This window comes from Odoribacter laneus YIT 12061 (assembly GCF_000243215.1).
GTDB lineage: Bacteria > Bacteroidota > Bacteroidia > Bacteroidales > Marinifilaceae > Culturomica > Culturomica lanea.
Map to the genome: position 1 here is coordinate 271,115 of NZ_JH594596.1, position 17,224 is coordinate 288,338.

The 17,224-nt window shown below is 42.5% G+C and carries 14 protein-coding genes; 6 read left to right on the top strand and 8 right to left on the bottom strand.

Going from position 1 to position 17,224, the window contains the following annotated elements:
* Positions 1–128 precede the first annotated feature (128 nt).
* Positions 129–1,208 carry a DUF1573 domain-containing protein gene (locus HMPREF9449_RS01215; RefSeq protein WP_009135401.1) on the bottom strand — a complete coding sequence of 360 codons (1,080 nt, stop codon included), beginning with the start codon at positions 1,206–1,208 and terminating at the stop codon, positions 129–131.
* Positions 1,198–2,262, bottom strand: coding sequence for a DUF1573 domain-containing protein (locus tag HMPREF9449_RS01220; RefSeq protein ID WP_009135402.1), 1,065 nt, complete (start codon positions 2,260–2,262; stop codon positions 1,198–1,200). The genes HMPREF9449_RS01215 and HMPREF9449_RS01220 overlap by 11 nt, the downstream gene beginning before the upstream one ends.
* Before the next feature lie 302 nt (positions 2,263–2,564).
* On the opposite strand from HMPREF9449_RS01220, the gene rpsO reads away from it, so the two are divergent.
* From rpsO to HMPREF9449_RS01240, 3 genes are all read left to right on the top strand, one after another.
* Entirely contained in the window at positions 2,565–2,834 is a 270-nt protein-coding gene (gene rpsO / locus HMPREF9449_RS01230) for a 30S ribosomal protein S15 (RefSeq protein ID WP_009135403.1), read from the top strand.
* Positions 2,835–2,996: 162 nt separating this feature from the next.
* Positions 2,997–5,135 carry a polyribonucleotide nucleotidyltransferase gene (gene pnp, locus HMPREF9449_RS01235; RefSeq protein ID WP_040611149.1) on the top strand — a complete coding sequence of 713 codons (2,139 nt, stop codon included), beginning with the start codon at positions 2,997–2,999 and terminating at the stop codon, positions 5,133–5,135.
* 165 nt (positions 5,136–5,300) lie between these two features.
* Positions 5,301–6,404 (top strand): PdxA family dehydrogenase, encoded by a 1,104-nt coding sequence (locus tag HMPREF9449_RS01240; protein ID WP_009135405.1) that lies wholly within the window; start codon positions 5,301–5,303, stop codon positions 6,402–6,404.
* A 249-nt stretch (positions 6,405–6,653) separates the two neighbouring features.
* Here the strand turns inward: HMPREF9449_RS01240 and HMPREF9449_RS01245 are convergent, their stop codons facing one another.
* The 6 genes from HMPREF9449_RS01245 to HMPREF9449_RS01270 form a co-directional block, all read right to left on the bottom strand.
* Positions 6,654–7,562, bottom strand: coding sequence for a PLP-dependent cysteine synthase family protein (locus tag HMPREF9449_RS01245; RefSeq protein ID WP_009135406.1), 909 nt, complete (start codon positions 7,560–7,562; stop codon positions 6,654–6,656).
* A gap of 12 nt (positions 7,563–7,574) precedes the next feature.
* Complete coding sequence (locus tag HMPREF9449_RS01250) at positions 7,575–9,341, bottom strand: (Fe-S)-binding protein (protein ID WP_009135407.1); 1,767 nt, start codon at positions 9,339–9,341, stop codon at positions 7,575–7,577.
* 31 nt (positions 9,342–9,372) lie between these two features.
* Positions 9,373–9,702 (bottom strand): 4Fe-4S dicluster domain-containing protein, encoded by a 330-nt coding sequence (locus HMPREF9449_RS01255; protein ID WP_009135408.1) that lies wholly within the window; start codon positions 9,700–9,702, stop codon positions 9,373–9,375.
* A gap of 9 nt (positions 9,703–9,711) precedes the next feature.
* Positions 9,712–10,743: an FAD-dependent oxidoreductase gene (locus tag HMPREF9449_RS01260; RefSeq protein WP_009135409.1), complete on the bottom strand. Its 1,032-nt coding sequence runs from the start codon at positions 10,741–10,743 to the stop codon at positions 9,712–9,714.
* A gap of 140 nt (positions 10,744–10,883) precedes the next feature.
* Positions 10,884–11,954, bottom strand: coding sequence for a heterodisulfide reductase-related iron-sulfur binding cluster (locus HMPREF9449_RS01265; RefSeq protein WP_009135410.1), 1,071 nt, complete (start codon positions 11,952–11,954; stop codon positions 10,884–10,886).
* A 27-nt stretch (positions 11,955–11,981) separates the two neighbouring features.
* Positions 11,982–12,674, bottom strand: a complete 693-nt coding sequence (locus HMPREF9449_RS01270; RefSeq protein ID WP_009135411.1) for a 4Fe-4S dicluster domain-containing protein — start codon at positions 12,672–12,674, stop codon at positions 11,982–11,984.
* Between the two features lie 247 nt (positions 12,675–12,921).
* On the opposite strand from HMPREF9449_RS01270, the gene rbr reads away from it, so the two are divergent.
* The 3 genes from rbr to HMPREF9449_RS01285 all read left to right on the top strand — a co-directional run bounded on the left by rbr (position 12,922) and on the right by HMPREF9449_RS01285 (position 17,142).
* Positions 12,922–13,500: a rubrerythrin gene (gene rbr, locus HMPREF9449_RS01275; protein ID WP_009135412.1), complete on the top strand. Its 579-nt coding sequence runs from the start codon at positions 12,922–12,924 to the stop codon at positions 13,498–13,500.
* A gap of 187 nt (positions 13,501–13,687) precedes the next feature.
* Positions 13,688–14,428 carry a biotin--[acetyl-CoA-carboxylase] ligase gene (locus tag HMPREF9449_RS01280; RefSeq protein WP_009135413.1) on the top strand — a complete coding sequence of 247 codons (741 nt, stop codon included), beginning with the start codon at positions 13,688–13,690 and terminating at the stop codon, positions 14,426–14,428.
* A 32-nt stretch (positions 14,429–14,460) separates the two neighbouring features.
* Complete coding sequence (locus tag HMPREF9449_RS01285; protein ID WP_009135414.1) at positions 14,461–17,142, top strand: transglutaminase-like domain-containing protein; 2,682 nt, start codon at positions 14,461–14,463, stop codon at positions 17,140–17,142.
* Positions 17,143–17,224: the final 82 nt, after the last annotated feature.

Below are 17,224 nucleotides of genomic sequence, written 5' to 3' on the forward strand. Positions count from 1 at the left end.
TCGTTAAATAATATTTATTATGAAATTTTTACTAAATTATAATAGTTATAAATATGACAATAAAGAGTTAAGAAAGTAATTGATATTTTAATTTCTATAGAAGTGATGCTTTAACTTTTGTAATAATATTATTTCTCGACATTACCGCTTATCGTAAGGGTGATTTCGGGATTTTTCGGGTCGTTGGTAAGGACTGTGATCGTCTTGTATTGGTAGCCTCTTTTTCCGGTAGGGTCAAAAATAGCCCGGATCGACATGGATTTTCCGGGAGCAATTGTATTTTTTCCGGGAATAACGGCTGTACAACCGCAACTGGATTTGGTTTTCCGGATGATCAATTCCGATTTCCCCCGATTTTCCAAAATGAAATCGCATTTCCCTTTTTCTTTGGGTTTGATCTTCCCAAAAGAGAGTGTTGTTTCTCGGAAATGGGCTACAGGGGCATTTGCTAATTCTTCCGGACTGAGTTTTGAAAAATCTTCAGCGATATTGGCGCTTACGGAGAGGCGGTTTCTGTAGGAATTTTCATCGTTGATCAGGAAAATGACGTTGTCATATACATAACCGTATTCTTTATTGGCAATAGCGTCGAAAGTCAGGATTAATCTGCCTTTTTCCTTGGGTCCGATCTGTTCCGGGATTTGGATGTCTAGGTAAGAAGGGGCGTAAAGGACAGATAATTGGGCTTCACTATCCAGTGCATTATAAAAATAGACGGTATCCTGCCTGAGGGTTCCGCTGTATACTTTTTGAAAATCGATATGGGAAGAGCGAAAGTGTAATCCGTTCATACTATATCGGTATAGCAGAAACGGTTTGTCAGGATTATCTACGATATTACCTTTTATGGAGAGCTTTTCCAAGGGGTTTGTGGTATTAGAAAACACCTGGATCGGATAGGAAAACTGGAGGGGAAAAGAGGTGGAAGGAAAAGAAATTTTCAGGATGGAAGACTGGCCGGGTGCAATCGGACTCTTTTCCCATTCCGCCTTGATCTGAGAAGTAACGGACGTTACCCGTGAAATAATGGCAGGCTCTTTTCCCGTATTTGTAAAACGATAGCTGACAGTCGTAGGCGTATCGTCAGCTTTTAAATCATTCAGGAGTATATCTTTATTTTCAAAACTGAGCGTTCCTTTCTGGGCAAAACCCAGATGTCCAAGTAAAAGGCTGGACAAAAGAATGACAATTTTTATATTACTGCACATTTCCGGTTAATTTACAGGTGACAATTGTATTTTTCGGGTCATTTAAGGTGAAAGATACGATTTTTACTTTTCTTCCTGCTATATCGTCTGTATTCAGCGTTAGGGTTACTTTGATTTTCTTTCCCGGTTTAATAATCGTTTTTGCGGGGACCACCGTGAGCATTTGATCGTCGGAAGTTTTTATTTTCCGGATAATCAGTTCGGATTTTCCTGCATTTTGAATATAGATTTCCTGTTTTTTGGTTGTGTTTTTTTTCAGTATGCCCAGATTTATATCTGTTTCTGAAAATACAGCTTGAGGAGCATTTTGGTAATGATTATTTTTATATTCAGAAAAATCTTCACAAATATTGGCCACCACACCGAGAGAACCTTTGTCTCCGGTATCGGTTTGTAATTCCATTTGATCGTTTACAAATCCCCAGTCCTTTCTTTGAGCTGCATAATAAGTAATATGGATTTCTCCTTTTTCACCGCTTTTCAGGGTTTCTGGAGTTACGGAGGCTAGGATATAATTTCCGGCCGGCTGGATACTGACTTTGACAGGACGGGTTCCTGTATTCACAATATCCATGGTTTTTTCGACAGTTGCCGTATTGTAAATACTGCCTAAATTTAGGTAATGGGAACGGGTTTTAAGGGAGCCTATGGAATGAGTATAGTCTGCATAGGGATCTGCGGCGCCGCTGAACACTTTTCCTTTGATTGTTAAAGATACAATCGCATTTTCCGCATTCGATTTTACCGTAATGGATTTCAGGAAAGAATTAGGACGGTTTTTAGGATTGAAGCTCACCTTAATACTACCTGTTTCGTTGGGGAGAATCGGTTTCCGGCTCCACTGGGGAGTGGCGCAACCGCAACTGGGCCTTACTTCTGTCAGAATCAGCGGACTATTTCCTGTATTTTTAAAAACAAAATCATAGGAGACCATTCCGCCGCTTTCACTGATATTTCCGAAATTGTGCATTGTCGTCTCGAATTCTATTTTTGCCCTTTGTCCGAATAAAAACAGGGGTAAAAGAAAAAATAACATTAAAATAACCCTTTTCATTTGTTTTCCTTTATTATTGTTGTTGTTTTCTGCGAGAGTGGTGAGAGATGTCACAAAAATAGAAATAGAAAAGAAAAAAGAAAAACAGAAAGAGATGAAAAACGATAAATTAGGAATTTTTTAAGGGTAAAAACAAGAAAATCAGAAAATATCCATCGGATAAAAGAAGGGAATGAACACAGGATACAAGAGAAATTATACAAAATAATCCTTTGTTTTCCGGAAGAAAAATTGTGCCAGATAAAAATAAAGTGTATCTTTGCGCCGTTTAACGATATTAATTATTTAAAGGTTTAGAAATTATGTATTTAACAGCGGAAAAGAAAGAAGAGCTTTTTTCTTCATACGGGAAGTCTAATAAAGATACTGGTTCTGCCGAATCTCAGATAGCTTTATTTTCCTACCGTATCAGTCATTTAACTGAACATCTGAAGAGTAATCACAAGGATTTTGGGACACAGCGTGCCTTGATCAAGTTAGTAGGAAAACGTAGAGCATTGTTGGATTATCTGAAAAGAAAAGATATTGAAAGATATCGTTCTATCGTTAAAGCGTTGAATTTGCGTAAATAAGCATACGTTTCGGACAAACCCGGGTTCTTCCCCGGGCTTGTTTTTATTTATACCTCCCTCCAAGCCTCCCTTGCAATTTTAATTCATCTGAACAGTTTTATTTGGGTGAGATTGCATATCTAATAAAAGAGTTCCGTTAAAATGAATTATTTTAACTGTTAAATTATGAATGTTATTGAAAAAAGTATTACGCTTCAGGACGGAAGAGTAATTACCTTGGAAACAGGAAAGTTGGCTAAGCAAGCCGACGGTGCTGTGATGTTGAAGATGGGCAATACCATGATATTAGCGACTGTGGTATCTGCTCAGGAAGCGGGTCCGGATGTGGATTTTATGCCGTTATCGGTGGATTATAAAGAGAAGTTTTCCGCTATAGGACGTTTCCCCGGAGGATTTACCCGTAGGGAAGGAAAAGCTTCGGATTACGAAATATTGGTATCCCGTTTAATTGACCGGGCGTTGAGACCTTTATTCCCGGACGATTATCATGCAGAGACTTTTGTACAAGTGACTTTGTATTCGGCGGATGAAGAATCAATGCCGGATTCACTGGCCGGATTGGCTGCTTCTGCTGCTATTGCCGTGAGTGATATCCCTTTTCATGGACCGATTTCAGAAGTAAGGGTGGCCCGTATTCAGGGGGAATATGTGATCAATCCGACTTGTTCTCAGTTGAAAGAGGCGGATTTGGATATTATGGTAGGGGCTACCTACGAAAATATTATGATGGTAGAAGGGGAAATGAGTGAGGTGTCTGAAAAAGAGATGTTGGATGCCATCAAGTTTGCTCATGTAGCCATTAAAGAGCAATGTCTGGTGCAAAAGGAATTGGCAGAAGCTGTTGGCAAAACGAAACGTACCTATTGTCATGAAGTGAATGACGAGGAATTGCGGAAAGATGTATGGGATAAATGTTATCAGAAGGCTTACGATGTGGCCCGTCAATGCAATGCCAATAAACACCTGAGGGGAGAATTGCTGAAACAGGTAGGTGAGGAATATATGGAAACTTTACCTGAAGAAGAGAGAGAAGCTAAAAAGATGATGGTGGCCCGTTATTATCACGATGTGGAAAAAGAAGCCATGCGCCGGATGATATTGGATGAAGGTGTTCGCTTGGACGGCAGGACGACTGAGCAGATCCGGCCGATTTGGTGTGAAGTGGGCTATCTGCCTGGACCTCACGGTTCTGCTGTTTTCACCCGTGGTGAGACGCAGTCTTTGTCTACGGTTACCTTGGGAACTAAATTGGACGAGAAGATTATTGACGAAGCCACAGAAAAAGGGAAAGAACGGTTTTTGTTACATTATAACTTCCCTCCTTTTTCTACAGGTGAAGCAAAAGCCAGCCGCGGAGTAGGACGGCGGGAAATCGGACACGGAAATTTGGCTCACCGGGCTTTGAAACGCATGATACCGGAAGATTTTCCGTATACAGTGCGGGTGGTATCCGATATATTGGAATCCAACGGATCTTCCTCTATGGCGACTGTATGCGCAGGAACGCTGGCTTTGATGGATGCCGGTGTACCGATGAAAAAGCCGGTTACGGGGATTGCTATGGGACTGATTACAGATAAGGGATGTGAGAAATATGCGGTGCTGTCAGATATTCTGGGAGATGAAGATCACCTGGGAGATATGGACTTTAAAGTAACCGGAACGGTGGATGGAATTACGGCTACTCAGATGGATATAAAAGTGGACGGACTGCCTTATGAGATTTTGGAAAAAGCTTTGGAACAAGCGAAACGGGGACGTCTACACATTATGAATATTGTCCGGGAAACCTTACCGGAACCTCGTCCGGAATTGAAGCCGCATGCTCCCCGTATTCAGACTATTATTATCGATAAAGATCAGATTGGAGCTGTCATTGGACCTGGTGGAAAAATTATTCAGGATATTCAGGAGAAATCAGGGGCTACTGTCAATATCGAAGAGGTGGATAATAAGGGGATTATCGATATATCCGCTTCTAATGCCGAATCCATTCAGATTGCTTTAAACCGGATCAGGGCTATTGTTGCCAGACCGGAGGAAGGCGAGGTATATGAAGGGACTGTGAAATCGATTATGCCTTTTGGCGCTTTTGTGGAGATATTGCCGGGAAAAGATGGTTTACTCCATGTTTCGGAAATTGATTATAAACGTATTGAGAAGGTAGAAGATGTTTTGAAAGAAGGGGATAAAATTCAGGTGAAATTGCTGGAAATAGACAAGAAAACCGGAAAATTGCGTTTATCCCGTAAAGCGTTACTGCCGAAACCAGAGCGGAAAGAAAGCAATAAAAATAATTGATTTCTTTTGCGATAAAGAAAATAACAGAAGTAAAAAAGAGGCGGGAGCCTCTTTTTTGCGTTATAAGAAATAGAATTCAACGCTATTTTAAAAGAAATCGTGTGGAATGCTAAAAGAGAAATTAAAATTAGTTTATCTTTGTAAGCTTTAAAAAGTATTGGGAACATGGAAAACAGATTAAAAATAGGAATCTCTCACGGCGATGTGAACGGTATTAGTTATGAGTTGATTATAAAGATGACGGCAGAAAACCGGATTTGTGAAATTTGTACACCTATACTGTATGGATCTTCTAAAGTAGCTGCTTATCACCGAAAGACACTGAATATTGAAAATTTTAATCTGAATAGTATACAAACCCCCCAGGAGGCCAACGCGAAGCGTTGTAATGTGATCAATTGTGTAGACGATGCTGTAAAAGTAGAGTTGGGCAAGGAAACTCAGGAAGGGGACGAAGTGGCTATGATTGCCCTGAAAGAGGCTTTGGATGCGCTGGACCAGCATGCAATAGATGCAGTGGTGGCAGCTCCTCAAAGCGTGAAGTCGTTTGGATTGGAAAATGCGTCGGGCTGTCCGGCTTTTTTGGCTGCCCGCTATGGGGTAAAAGATACTATGCCTTTGCTGGTGGGGGCAAAAATGAAAATCGGTTTTGTGACCACCCATATCCCTTTTAAAGAGATAACTCCTCATATTACTGCTGAACATATCGGAAAGAAGCTGAAAATGCTGGACAATTGCCTGAAAAAAGATTTTACCATCCGCAAACCCAGAATTGCAGTATTAGGCTTGAATCCGCATACCGGGGAAAATTGTACTTTTGGAGAAGAAGAACAAAATATAATTCTTCCGGCTTTGGAAAGAGCCCGGGAAAACGGAATTATGGCTTTAGGCCCCTATGCTGCTGATAATTTGTTCAGTGGTATGGAATTTGAAAAATTTGATGCGATACTGGCTTTATACCATGACCAGGGAATGATTCCTTTTAAAGCCATAGAGGGATACGAAGGTGCCGTATTAATGACGGGCTTGCCTGTGGTTTATACCTCTACCGTTACCGGTACGGCCTACGATATTGTAGGGAAGGGAGAAGCGGATGAATCTGCTTTGCGGAATGCCCTTTATCTGGCGATAGATGTATACAACAACCGCTTGCAAAATGAAGAATTGGCGACGAATCCTCTTCAGCATTATGATGTAGCCGGAAATGCGAATGAAAGCGATATGAATGTAGAGCAGATCGCGGGTGTAAAGGAAGAGATTGAAGATTGATTTTTCTTTCCAGACGGTTTATTCGTTTATTTGTCCGGCAGTGACTGGCAGTTCGTAAGGGGCTTCGATAATTTCTTTTTCAATACGGCAGCGATGATAAGTCGCGGGAGTTATGAAAAGGCATGGATTGCGGAAAAAGGGGCGTTTTTATGTGTATGGTAAACCTTTTCCGCACCCGAACAGCTAAGCTATACCATTTCCGGGCAAGGGAGTTTCGGAGGGGGTATTGTTATTGTCAAAGAATTTTTATCAGAAATCACTTAGATTTTCAAACATAACCGTGCTCAGGTATTTCTCGGCCCGGTCCGGAAAGATCACAATGATATTCCCTTTTTCAATGCGTTCGGCAGTTTTCAGGGCTGCTACCATGGCTGCTCCGCTGCTCATCCCTGCGAAAATTCCTTCTTCGGCGATGATCCGCCGGGCCATGGCGATAGCTTCTTCACTTTCGACCATAATTTGGATGTCTATACGGGAAGGATCGTAAATGGCTGGTACGATAGCTTCTTCCATGTTTTTTAATCCTTGTATATAATGTCCTTTGATCGGGTGGGCACATACAATTTTGATGTCCGGTTTACACTGTTTTAAGAATTTGGATATGCCCATGATCGTGCCGGAAGTTCCCAGTGCGCTGACGAAATAATCGATACAGCCTTTGGTTTGTTGCCAGATTTCAAGAGCTGTATTTTCATAGTGAGCCTGATAATTTCCGGCATTTGAAAATTGATCCGGCATAAAATATTTACCGGGATTTGCTTTCACCAGCTGGCGTGCTTTTCGAATGGCTCCGTCTGTACCTTCCGAAGCGGGGGTGAGGATGACTCTACCTCCGTAAGAACGGATAATCTTGCGGCGTTCCACGGAAACAGCTTCACTCATTACAATCTCTACCTCGTATCCCTTTACGATGCCGATAATGGCCAGACCGATTCCAGTGTTTCCGGAAGTCGGTTCGATAATGGTTTTGCCCGGACTTAGCTTCCCTTCCTGTTCCGCCTGTTCAATCATCTGGACGGCAATCCGGTCTTTGATGCTTCCGGTAGGGTTAAAACCTTCCAGCTTTGCATAGATGTTGACGTCTTTTTTAGTACATAATCTGTTTATTCGAACCATGGGGGTATTCCCTATGGTCTCCAGGATGTTTTGCTTTATCATAAGTGTGTTTATTTAGCAGGTTTCAGCCACAATTTCGGCAATATCTTTAACCGGTATTGCATCGGGTTTTTTAGCGAACGTCTTTTTACAAAGCGGACAAGCCGTCACGAGTACGTCGGGTTGATAGGACGTATAGATCCGGAGAGCATCCGTACTGATGCGGTGGCGTTGTGCTCCGGAAATATAAGTATTGGCCAGAGATCCTCCACAACAAAGAGAATTTTCATCATCATAGGGCGTATTTATTTTTTGACTTACCGCTTGCAGGATACGGTTGGGGGCTGCGTATACTTTGCTTCCGCGACCTAATTCGCAGGGATTGTGAAAAACCGTACGCCATTCGGAGGGGCGGGGGATTAAGTAGTGCTGTTGTATCAGATAGTCGATATATTCCGTATGATGCATGACCTGCATTTGTAATCCGTATTCTTCTTTAAATGTTTTGTAGCATATCGGACAGGAGGTGACCAGAATTTCTGCTTTTGAGGCTTGCAGGATAGCTTTGTTCTTTTCTACGATAACGGAGGCTGCATTTTGATTTCCGGAGAGAAGCATGGGACGTCCGCAACACACTCCGCCATTTTCGTCTATAAAGGTATAAGAGACACCTGCTTTTTGAAAAAGAAGGCGCATGGCCCGGATAACGCCGGGAGTAAGATGTCCCATACAACCGGCAAAATAAGCTACTTTAGCCGGGGTGAAAGGGAGTTGTTTGACGTAATTATAAGTGTCTTTGGTGATTCGGATCAGGTCCGGACGTTTACTTAAACGCAAAGCGTTGTGACGCAGGTCTACCGGACAACTGGCTTCACAGCGTCCGCACATCAGACAATTTTCCTGTTGTACGGAATAATCTCTTCCGTGACGTATTTTTTTCAGAAAGTATACGGCTTGTGTGTCGTTCAATCCGAGGGAGGTATTCAATTGGCAACGGTCGATGCAGATTCCGCAGCGGGAGCAGGAATAAACCTGGATTTCGCTAAAGGCGTTAAATGTTTTTCCTTGGCGGATCCCCCAATTTTTGAGGAAAATATAGACTATTTCTGTGGGTATATGCATATACCGGGAGAAAGGTAATAATAGAAAAAACAACCCCAAGGCAGAGGAATAAGCCCACCAGGCGGGATAAGCTAAGGCGTCCAGCGGTAAAAATGTAGAGAAGGCATCGCCGGCCGTATGTGTGAGAAAGCTTCCTCCTCCCCGGAGTCCGCTCGTAAAACTTTCGGCTAAAAACCGTAAGGGGAAAATAAGCCATAGTACAGTCAGAATCAGTAAATCCAAAGGCCTATGGCGGGTCGCTTTTTTCAAGCCTACAATACGGGAAGAAATTCGTTTGGCTAGCGCCAGAAAAAGTCCGGACAAGATAAATAACAAAATCAGGTCCATGATAAAAGCAAAGACATTGCTGTAAGGAAAAGTTTCATTTGCCGGATGAAAATAGCGGAAAAAAATAGCGAAATAAGGAGGATTCAGAGCACTTGTATGATAGACCATGGATTCTGTTTTCCCCATTACGATCAGCAGAAACCAACCTAAAGCAAAACACATATGCATATAGCCCAGAAAAGGATTTGTCCGGAATATTTTATGATGTACCAGGCTTTCCAGAAAAGTTTCTTTTATCGCTTTCAGGGTTTTGACACTGAACATGCCTTTTAAAATCAGCTTCTTTTCCTGACGGGAAAAGGTTCTGATCCATCTGATGTATTTGACAATCAAAAAGATAATCAATACATTCAGGCCGATAGTAAAAGGTAGTACAAAATGATCGTAGTACATAAAATGTTTTCTATTGATATAAATTCTCCATTTATTTTCTCAGGTATTGTATCAGCGTCAGTATCATTTTCCGGGTATCTACACCGCGGGGACATACCAGCAGACATTTGCCGCAAAGCATACATTTCGATAAATTGTTCAAGGCTTCCTGATTTTCTCCTCTTTTTACCAGCATCTGGAGCTTACGGATATTAAATTCCGTAAGATTCCCGGCTGTACAAGTGGCGGTACAGCTTCCGCAGCCGATGCAGAGCTTGCTGCTGGGTACTTTTTCTGCCAGGTAAAGGGCAAAAGTTTTATCATTTTTATCGTAATCGATACTTCTGGTTTCCGATATTGAGTAACCCCAAAGTGTTGTCATTCGATTTGATTATTTAGAAGAGGAAATTTGTTTTAAATAAGCAGCTATTTCACAAGCGGCAGAGCGGGCATCTGTAAGGGTATCGGTCAGGTTCATCGGAGCCGTACTGCATCCGGCCAGAAAGATTCCTTTTTGATTACTTCGGTTTGTGCCGTAGTGAGGATCTGCCGATTGAATAAATCCGTTGGGGGATTGGTTCAGCGATAATTGGCGGACCGCCTCGCGGCTTCCTTCAGAGGCTTCCATGCCTATCATCAATACCATCAGATCGAGAGTCATTTTAAGCGGCTTTCCGATCAGCGTATCTTCTACCTTTATGACAAGTTGCTTGTCTAGGGTTTCGGAGGCTTCTGAAAGCCTTCCCCTGACAAATTTGATATTGTATTTTTCCTGAGCTTCGCGGTACATTTCTTCATAACCGGGCCCGAACATACGCATGTCCATATAAAAACAGAAAATTTCAGCTTCGGGAAGCATTTCCCGGACTTCTATCGCCTGTTTTACAGCTGTAATACAACACAATTTGGAACAATGACAGTTGCCTATTTTTTCATCCCTGGATCCTACGCAATGAATAAATCCGATGCGTTTCGGATTTTTTCCCTCCGGTAGTTGAAGCAAATGATTTGAAAATAAATTTTCAAGTTCTACCGAAGTGATGACGTGATTGTATATCCCATAGCCGTACTCTTCTTTCCGCTGGGCTTCAAAGAGCTTAAAACCTGTTGTCAGCAAAAGGGCATCTCCTTCTAGCAGTCCTTGATCGCTCAGGAGGACAGAAAAGCGTCCTGCTGCTGTTTTTTGCAAATTCCGGGCTTCTGTATTCAAATGAAGGCGGATATTCGGATGTTCCAGGTTAGCCCGTAATAACTGACCTATTTCCTGTGCGCTTTTCCTATCGGGAAAAAGCTGGTACCAATTGTTTAAATGACCGCCTGTAGTACTTTCCTTTTCGATCAGATCTACCTGAATGCCTTCGTTTGCAAGCCTGTAAGCTGCTTCGCAGCCTGCCGGGCCTCCGCCGATAATAATTACCTTCATGTGTATATTACAGGTTTATAGTTTCTTGATTTTCGATTTATATCGTTCTTTTGCTCGACCTCCTGACGGGGAGAGGATTGAATGTACCGGCTTTGCCGTTTTCCGATCCGCTTGCTTTGTCTGGCTTCTCCGATATTTTTCTATTTTACTTTTAAATAAGTGGGACAGGCCGGTTCTCCCAACGATTCACCCCGTATATTCCGGTATTTTGCATCGGGATCGTACCGGATTCCCATTTTATCGAGTAGAGGTTCCACGGCGACCTGATGCATTTGTAACCCGATCTCCCAAGGGTCATATCCCAATAGGAGGGCTGTCAGTTCTTCGTAAGTGAGTACCGGTATTCCATAACCATCGGGGCCATAAGTGATCCCCTCCATTTCACTGATGGTATATTGCCATTTGTCCAGAAACATTCCACATCCCGGACAATTGGTTAAGATAAAATCCGGAGCATAGGCTTGCATGGATTCGAATTTTTTCTTCGAATTGGCAACAGAAAAGCCCCGGTTTGCCATTACCAGATAATTCCGGAAGCCAAATCCGCAGCAATGCCGTCGCTCCGGGTAGTCCACCGGTTCTCCTCCCCAGGCTTCAATCAGGCCGGAGAGAACGGCCGGAAATTCAGCTCCTCCGATTCCTTTCGACGGAAACATTTTTGCGTAATGACATCCGATATGATCTACTCCTCTTAGGGGTCTGCCGCTATGAACATCTTTCAGAGAATAGACCGCTAAATCTGCTATATTCTGCCGGAATTTATAGATAATATCCGAAGTGTGGGCTAAGTTTTTGGGTTTTTTAAATTCCCTTTTCGTAGCTTGCCACAGAAAATCCCTGATTTTTTCCTCTATTTCGGGATAGTGTTCCCAAGTATCCAGAATTTCTGTATAGATACCGAAGGAAGTAATACAGGAGGGTGTCATATTTTCATAGCCAGCTTCCGTCATCAGGGCAAAATGCCGGGCTACTACCGTCATAATGGTCTCTATGGGAACGACATCCGAATGATATCCGATGCCCGTACAAGTGGTATGGCGCGGATCATCTACTACCTCTTTCTGTAATTTATTCCGGAGAATATCCAGATAAGCCCATTCCGACCCGGGAAAGAAAGTCTGACGAATACAACTGCGTGCATAAAAATACTTGTCGTCAGCAATTTCTTTCTGATAGTCTTTCCATATTTGTTGTTTTCCTAGTAAATTCATACGTTTTCTTACCTTGCCCGTTTGAGTTTATTCGCTGTGAGAACCATTGTTTTCTGTGTAAACAGACATAAAATACTGTTCGATATCCTTCCCTGATTCTTTTGCTTTTTCTTCCGAACATTTTTGGATTTGTTTGAGGAAGTCTGTTCCTCCGGTAATGTCGAAAATTTTATGGAGCTCTTCCATACTTTGTTCGTCCACTTGCCGTAAAGCCCCTGGACCCGGTTTCCGGTAGTTGGCATGTACCCGCTCGTAAACATCGTCCAGGTGGGCGTAAACCCATTCCCATACGGGGCCTTGTTCGGGGTGCATTTCCGGTTTTACGATGTCCGGAGTTACGCAATATCCTCTTTCCAATATATGGGTATCTATCACTTTTTTTAAAGCATATTGTTGTCTGCCTTTTTCAGAACAGGTAAATGTTCCTTCGTCTTGGGCCAGTTTGCGCAAGGCCATGATGATTAATCCGGGGGTGTTTCCCCGGGGGCAGCGTGTTCTGCAGGACATACATTCCCCGCAATACCAGATAACGTCCGATTTTATATAATTACTAATGACTTCTTCGTCGTTCCTTTGTACGGAATCCACGATCATTCGGGGGTCGTAATTATAAAATTCGGCGGCAGGACAGATGGCGGTACATACACCGCAATTCATGCAACTGTTCATCCCTTCTATGTAATGGATATCCTTTTTTAGTTTTTCAATCAATGCAGCCATGCCTGTTGTTTTTACTGTTCCCGATTTCAGAACACAATATTACGTATGCAAAATTATATTTAAAAAAGCTGGTGTTAAAGTGAATAAATGCTTATTGTGAATGTGTATTTATACTTAGGCCGCTCCGGTCAAGGAGAAAAGCATTGCTTTTTTAGAGAGAAAGAAAAAATCAGGTATTTAAATGTTTTGTAACTCTTCTGTGTTTCAGACGTAATAAAGAATGTATTAATTATTAAAATTTAAGAGAATGAATAAGTCAGTAAAAGGAACCTTAACCGAGCAGAATTTATTAAAAGCTTTTGCCGGGGAGTCTCAGGCTAAAAACCGGTATACTTTTTTTGCAGAAGTAGCTAGAAAGGAAGGCTATGAACAAATTGCCGGAATTTTTTATGAGACGGCTTTGCAGGAAGAAACCCATGCCAAACGTTTTTTCAGTTATCTGGAAGGGGGTATGGTGGAAATTACGGCTGCCTATCCGGCCGGAGCAATATTAGATACGGGAGCTAATTTGCAGGAAGCTGCAGAAGGGGAGTTTGACGAATGGCATAATCTTTATCCTGTGTTCGGACAAATTGCTGCGGATGAAGGGTTTAGTGCCGTAGCTGCTCTTTTTAAACACGTTACCGAAGTCGAGAAAATGCATGAAAATCGGTATCTTAAATTATTGGATAACTTACGTTCTGACATCGTCTTTGCCCGTCCGGAAGAAGTCAGATGGTATTGCCGGAAATGCGGTTATGTCCATGTCGGTAAGACAGCACCCAAAGTTTGTCCTTCCTGTTTACATCCTCAGGCTTATTTCGAACTATTCCCGGATAATTATTGATTCCTGATTCTATAGAAGTGTTTTTCTCTGAAAATGCATCTGAACGGTTAAACAGACTGTTGGATGCATTTTTTATATTCAGATCTTTAAAAATTTAAAAATAATTGCTAAATGAAAATTTAGTTTTTAGATTCGCGTGGTGAAGTGTGTAAAGATAAAAGGTAAAGAAGGCAATAAAGTAAAAGACATGAAAAAATACGATCTGTCTGGTTTTCAGATCTTGGAATTTGAGGAATTGGATTCGACGAATACGAAGGCTGCCGAGTTGTTGAAAGGGGGACTGGAAGACCGGTCGGTTGTTCTTACTTTCCGGCAGACAAAAGGCAAAGGACAAGTAGGAAACAGCTGGGAAAGTGAAGCCGGGAAGAATATCTCGATTACCGTCGTATTCCGTCCTGAAAGATTGCAGGCTGTACAGCAGTTTGCCGTATCTATGGTGATTGCTTTAGGATGTCGGGATTTTATTCGTAAATATGTGCAGGGATGTTGTGTAAAATGGCCAAATGATGTGTATGTGGGAGAACAAAAAATGGTGGGAATATTAATTGAACATACAATAGCCGGTGCTTTTATCCGTACTTCCCTCTGCGGGATTGGTATCAATATCAATCAGCGGCAGTTTTATTCGGATGCTCCCAATCCGGTCTCTCTCTTTCAGTTATTGGGTAAAGAATTGGATATCCGGGAGGCCTTGAAAGAGCTATTGGAGTGTATAGGAAAACGTTATGAAAGGATTCGGGAGGATACAGAGTTGAGAAGAGATTATCTGGAGGCTTTATACCGTAAATGCGGTGATTATGTCTGGGAGGATGCTAGCGGAAAATTTGTGGCCTCTTTCAAGGGGATAGATGAATATGGCAGATTAGTGTTGAAAGATAGTGAAGGAAAAGAACGGGTTTACGGTTTTAAAGAAGTAAAATTTTGTTGAAAATGAATTTCTCATTCGTTAATTAGAATCATATGTTACGCATTATCAGTTTTCTAGTGGTGTTTTTATGTTTGGCGGCTTGCCGGGAGGAAAGGCATTTTATTACGGATACGGCTTACCGGAGGACGGTAGAAGAGGATTTTGAACACAAAAAGCAATTGTTGTCCGGTTCGCAGGAAGATCTGTTCCTGATTTTTAATCAGCCTTTGACTTTAGAAGAACGGGAGGCTTTGGAATTTATATACGCTTATGCTCCCTTGACGGATTTAGCGACCTATGGAGGAGATTTTTTATTGAAAAATGTCCGGCAGTCGTTAAAAGTAAGGGCGGAAATGCCTTGGGGAAAGGAGATTCCGGAAGCTATTTTCCGGCATTTCGTACTTCCGGTGAGGGGACATAATGAGGGATTGGATTCTTCCCGTTTTGTTTTTTACCGGGAATTAAGAGAGCGGGTGTTAAGTTGTAAGACGATGGAAGAAGCTGCTCTGGAAGTGAATCATTGGTGTCATGAGAAAGCGATCTATCAGCCGACAAACGGACGGACTTGTGCTCCTTTGACGATGACTACGACGGCTTACGGTCGTTGCGGAGAAGAATCCGTATTTGCATTGGCTGCCATGCGTTCTGTGGGTATTCCGGCCCGTCAGGTGTATACTCCCCGTTGGGCTCATTGTGACGATAATCATGCCTGGATAGAGGTTTGGACCGACGGGCAATGGAAATATTTGGGAGCTTGTGAGCCGGAGCCCCGTTTGGATATTGCTTGGTTTACTGCTCCGGTACGCCGGGGATTGTACATAGAAGCCCGGGTTTTCGGAAAATATAAGTCGGACGAGGAGATTACTGCGATGAACGCAAATCTGACGGCAGTGAATGTGACAAGCCATTATACTGATGTAAAAAAAGCTGTGATTCGGGTAGTCGATTCGGCGGGCCGACCGGTAGAGGGCGCTAGCGTGGAGTATAAAATATACAATTATGGGGAATATTATCCGGCTGTCACATTGACTACCGATAAGCAAGGGATTTCTTCCTTGACGGTGGGACGGGGAGATTGGATAATCTGGGCTTCCAAAGACGGAAAATTCGGTTTCGGAGAATTGGAAGCTGCTCATCGGGATACGTTGAAAATTGTAATGGATAAAGGGGGAAACGAAAAAGAACAGTATGCTTATCATATAATTCCTCCGGTAGAAAAAGAATATCAGGCTTTGGTCAAGGATGAAGAGCGGGCAGAAAATGACCGGCGTTTTATGCGGGAAGATTCTATCCGGAATGCTTATATTGCTACTTTTATGACTGAAGATGCGGCTCAGGAAAAGGCAAAAGCCTGGGGATACCCTTTTAAATCCTTTTTCCGTTATATACAGGCTGCGAGGGGGAACTATCCGGTCGTTCTTCGTTTTCTGGAGGGGGAAAGCGGAAAGGGAGAAGAGAGAAAAGCTGTGGCGATGGAGCTGTTGGATGTTTTACCGGAAAAAGATTTGCAGGATATCACGGTCGATATTCTCGAAGATCAGTTGGAAGGGGCTTTTGTATATGCTTCCCATCCCCGTTGCCCCGAATATAAGACCCGGGAGTATAGGAACCTGTACCAGGAGTATATTTTAAATCCCCGGATAAAAAACGAATTTATCTCGGCTTACCGAAAGGTGTTATCGGCTTATTTAAATCGGGAAAGTATTCGTACGCCCGAAGAATTGCTCCGGAAAATGGAGGAAATAAAAGTGTTGGATAGTATAAATACGATCAATATCTTAACACCTCCTGCCGGTGTATTGAAGACGATGATAACTGATACACGCTCCAAGGAGCAGTTCTTCGTAGCTGCTTGTCGCACTATGGGAATAGCTGCCCGTTTAAATCCGGTGGATGGGAAACCGGAATACAGGGTAGACGATCATTGGAAGCCGGTCAGTTTTGTTGCTCAGCAAACAGCAGGGCCAAAGGGAGAATTGATGGTTGTTTATAAAGGAAAAGCCGTAAAAGATCCGGCTTATTATACGCATTTTACTCTTTCCAGAATCAAAGATGGTAAGGCCCGTTTATTGGATTTGGGCAGTAATGCGCAGGTCGATATGGGCGGTGGTGCTACTTACAGTACAATCTTCCGTTCTCCGGTGGCCTTGGAAGAAGGATCATACATTTTAGTGAGCGGTAACCGTAAAAGTGATGGTTCTGTTTTATCCAATATGTTGACCTTCCAGATAAAAGCCGGTAAATGTACTCGGGTGAATCTGGTTTTACAGGAAGTACAAGAGACTTTAACTGTGTTGGGGGATATTGATACGAGAATGAAATATATACCGGAGGGCAAAGAAAAACCGGTAAGAATAGAATTGCCTCGCAAAGGCTATACAGCTCTTGCTTTGATCGGAGTAAATCAGGAACCGACGAATCATTTGATAAGGGATATGAGCGGAATGAAGGCGGATTTCGAAGCGAAAGGGATCCCGATGGTATTTCTTTTCCCCGATTTACCTCAACTGGAAAAGTTTTCCCGTTCTGATTTCCGGCCCTTACCCGTAAATATGCATATTGGATACGATTATCAGGGAAAAGTGGCCGGGATGTTAAAAGAAAGATTGGGTATAAAGAACGGGGATAACTTACCGATTATTGTAATGGTGAATAAAAAAGGAGAAGTTGTTTTCCTTTCACAGGGATACCGGGTTGGTTTAGGAAATCAGATTTTGAGGTTTATGAATTTATAAATCTAACATATTCCGGAAGTCTGGGGAAAGGAGCGGGATACGGATTTATAAATGATATTTTAATTCGAATGCCCGGAAAGTA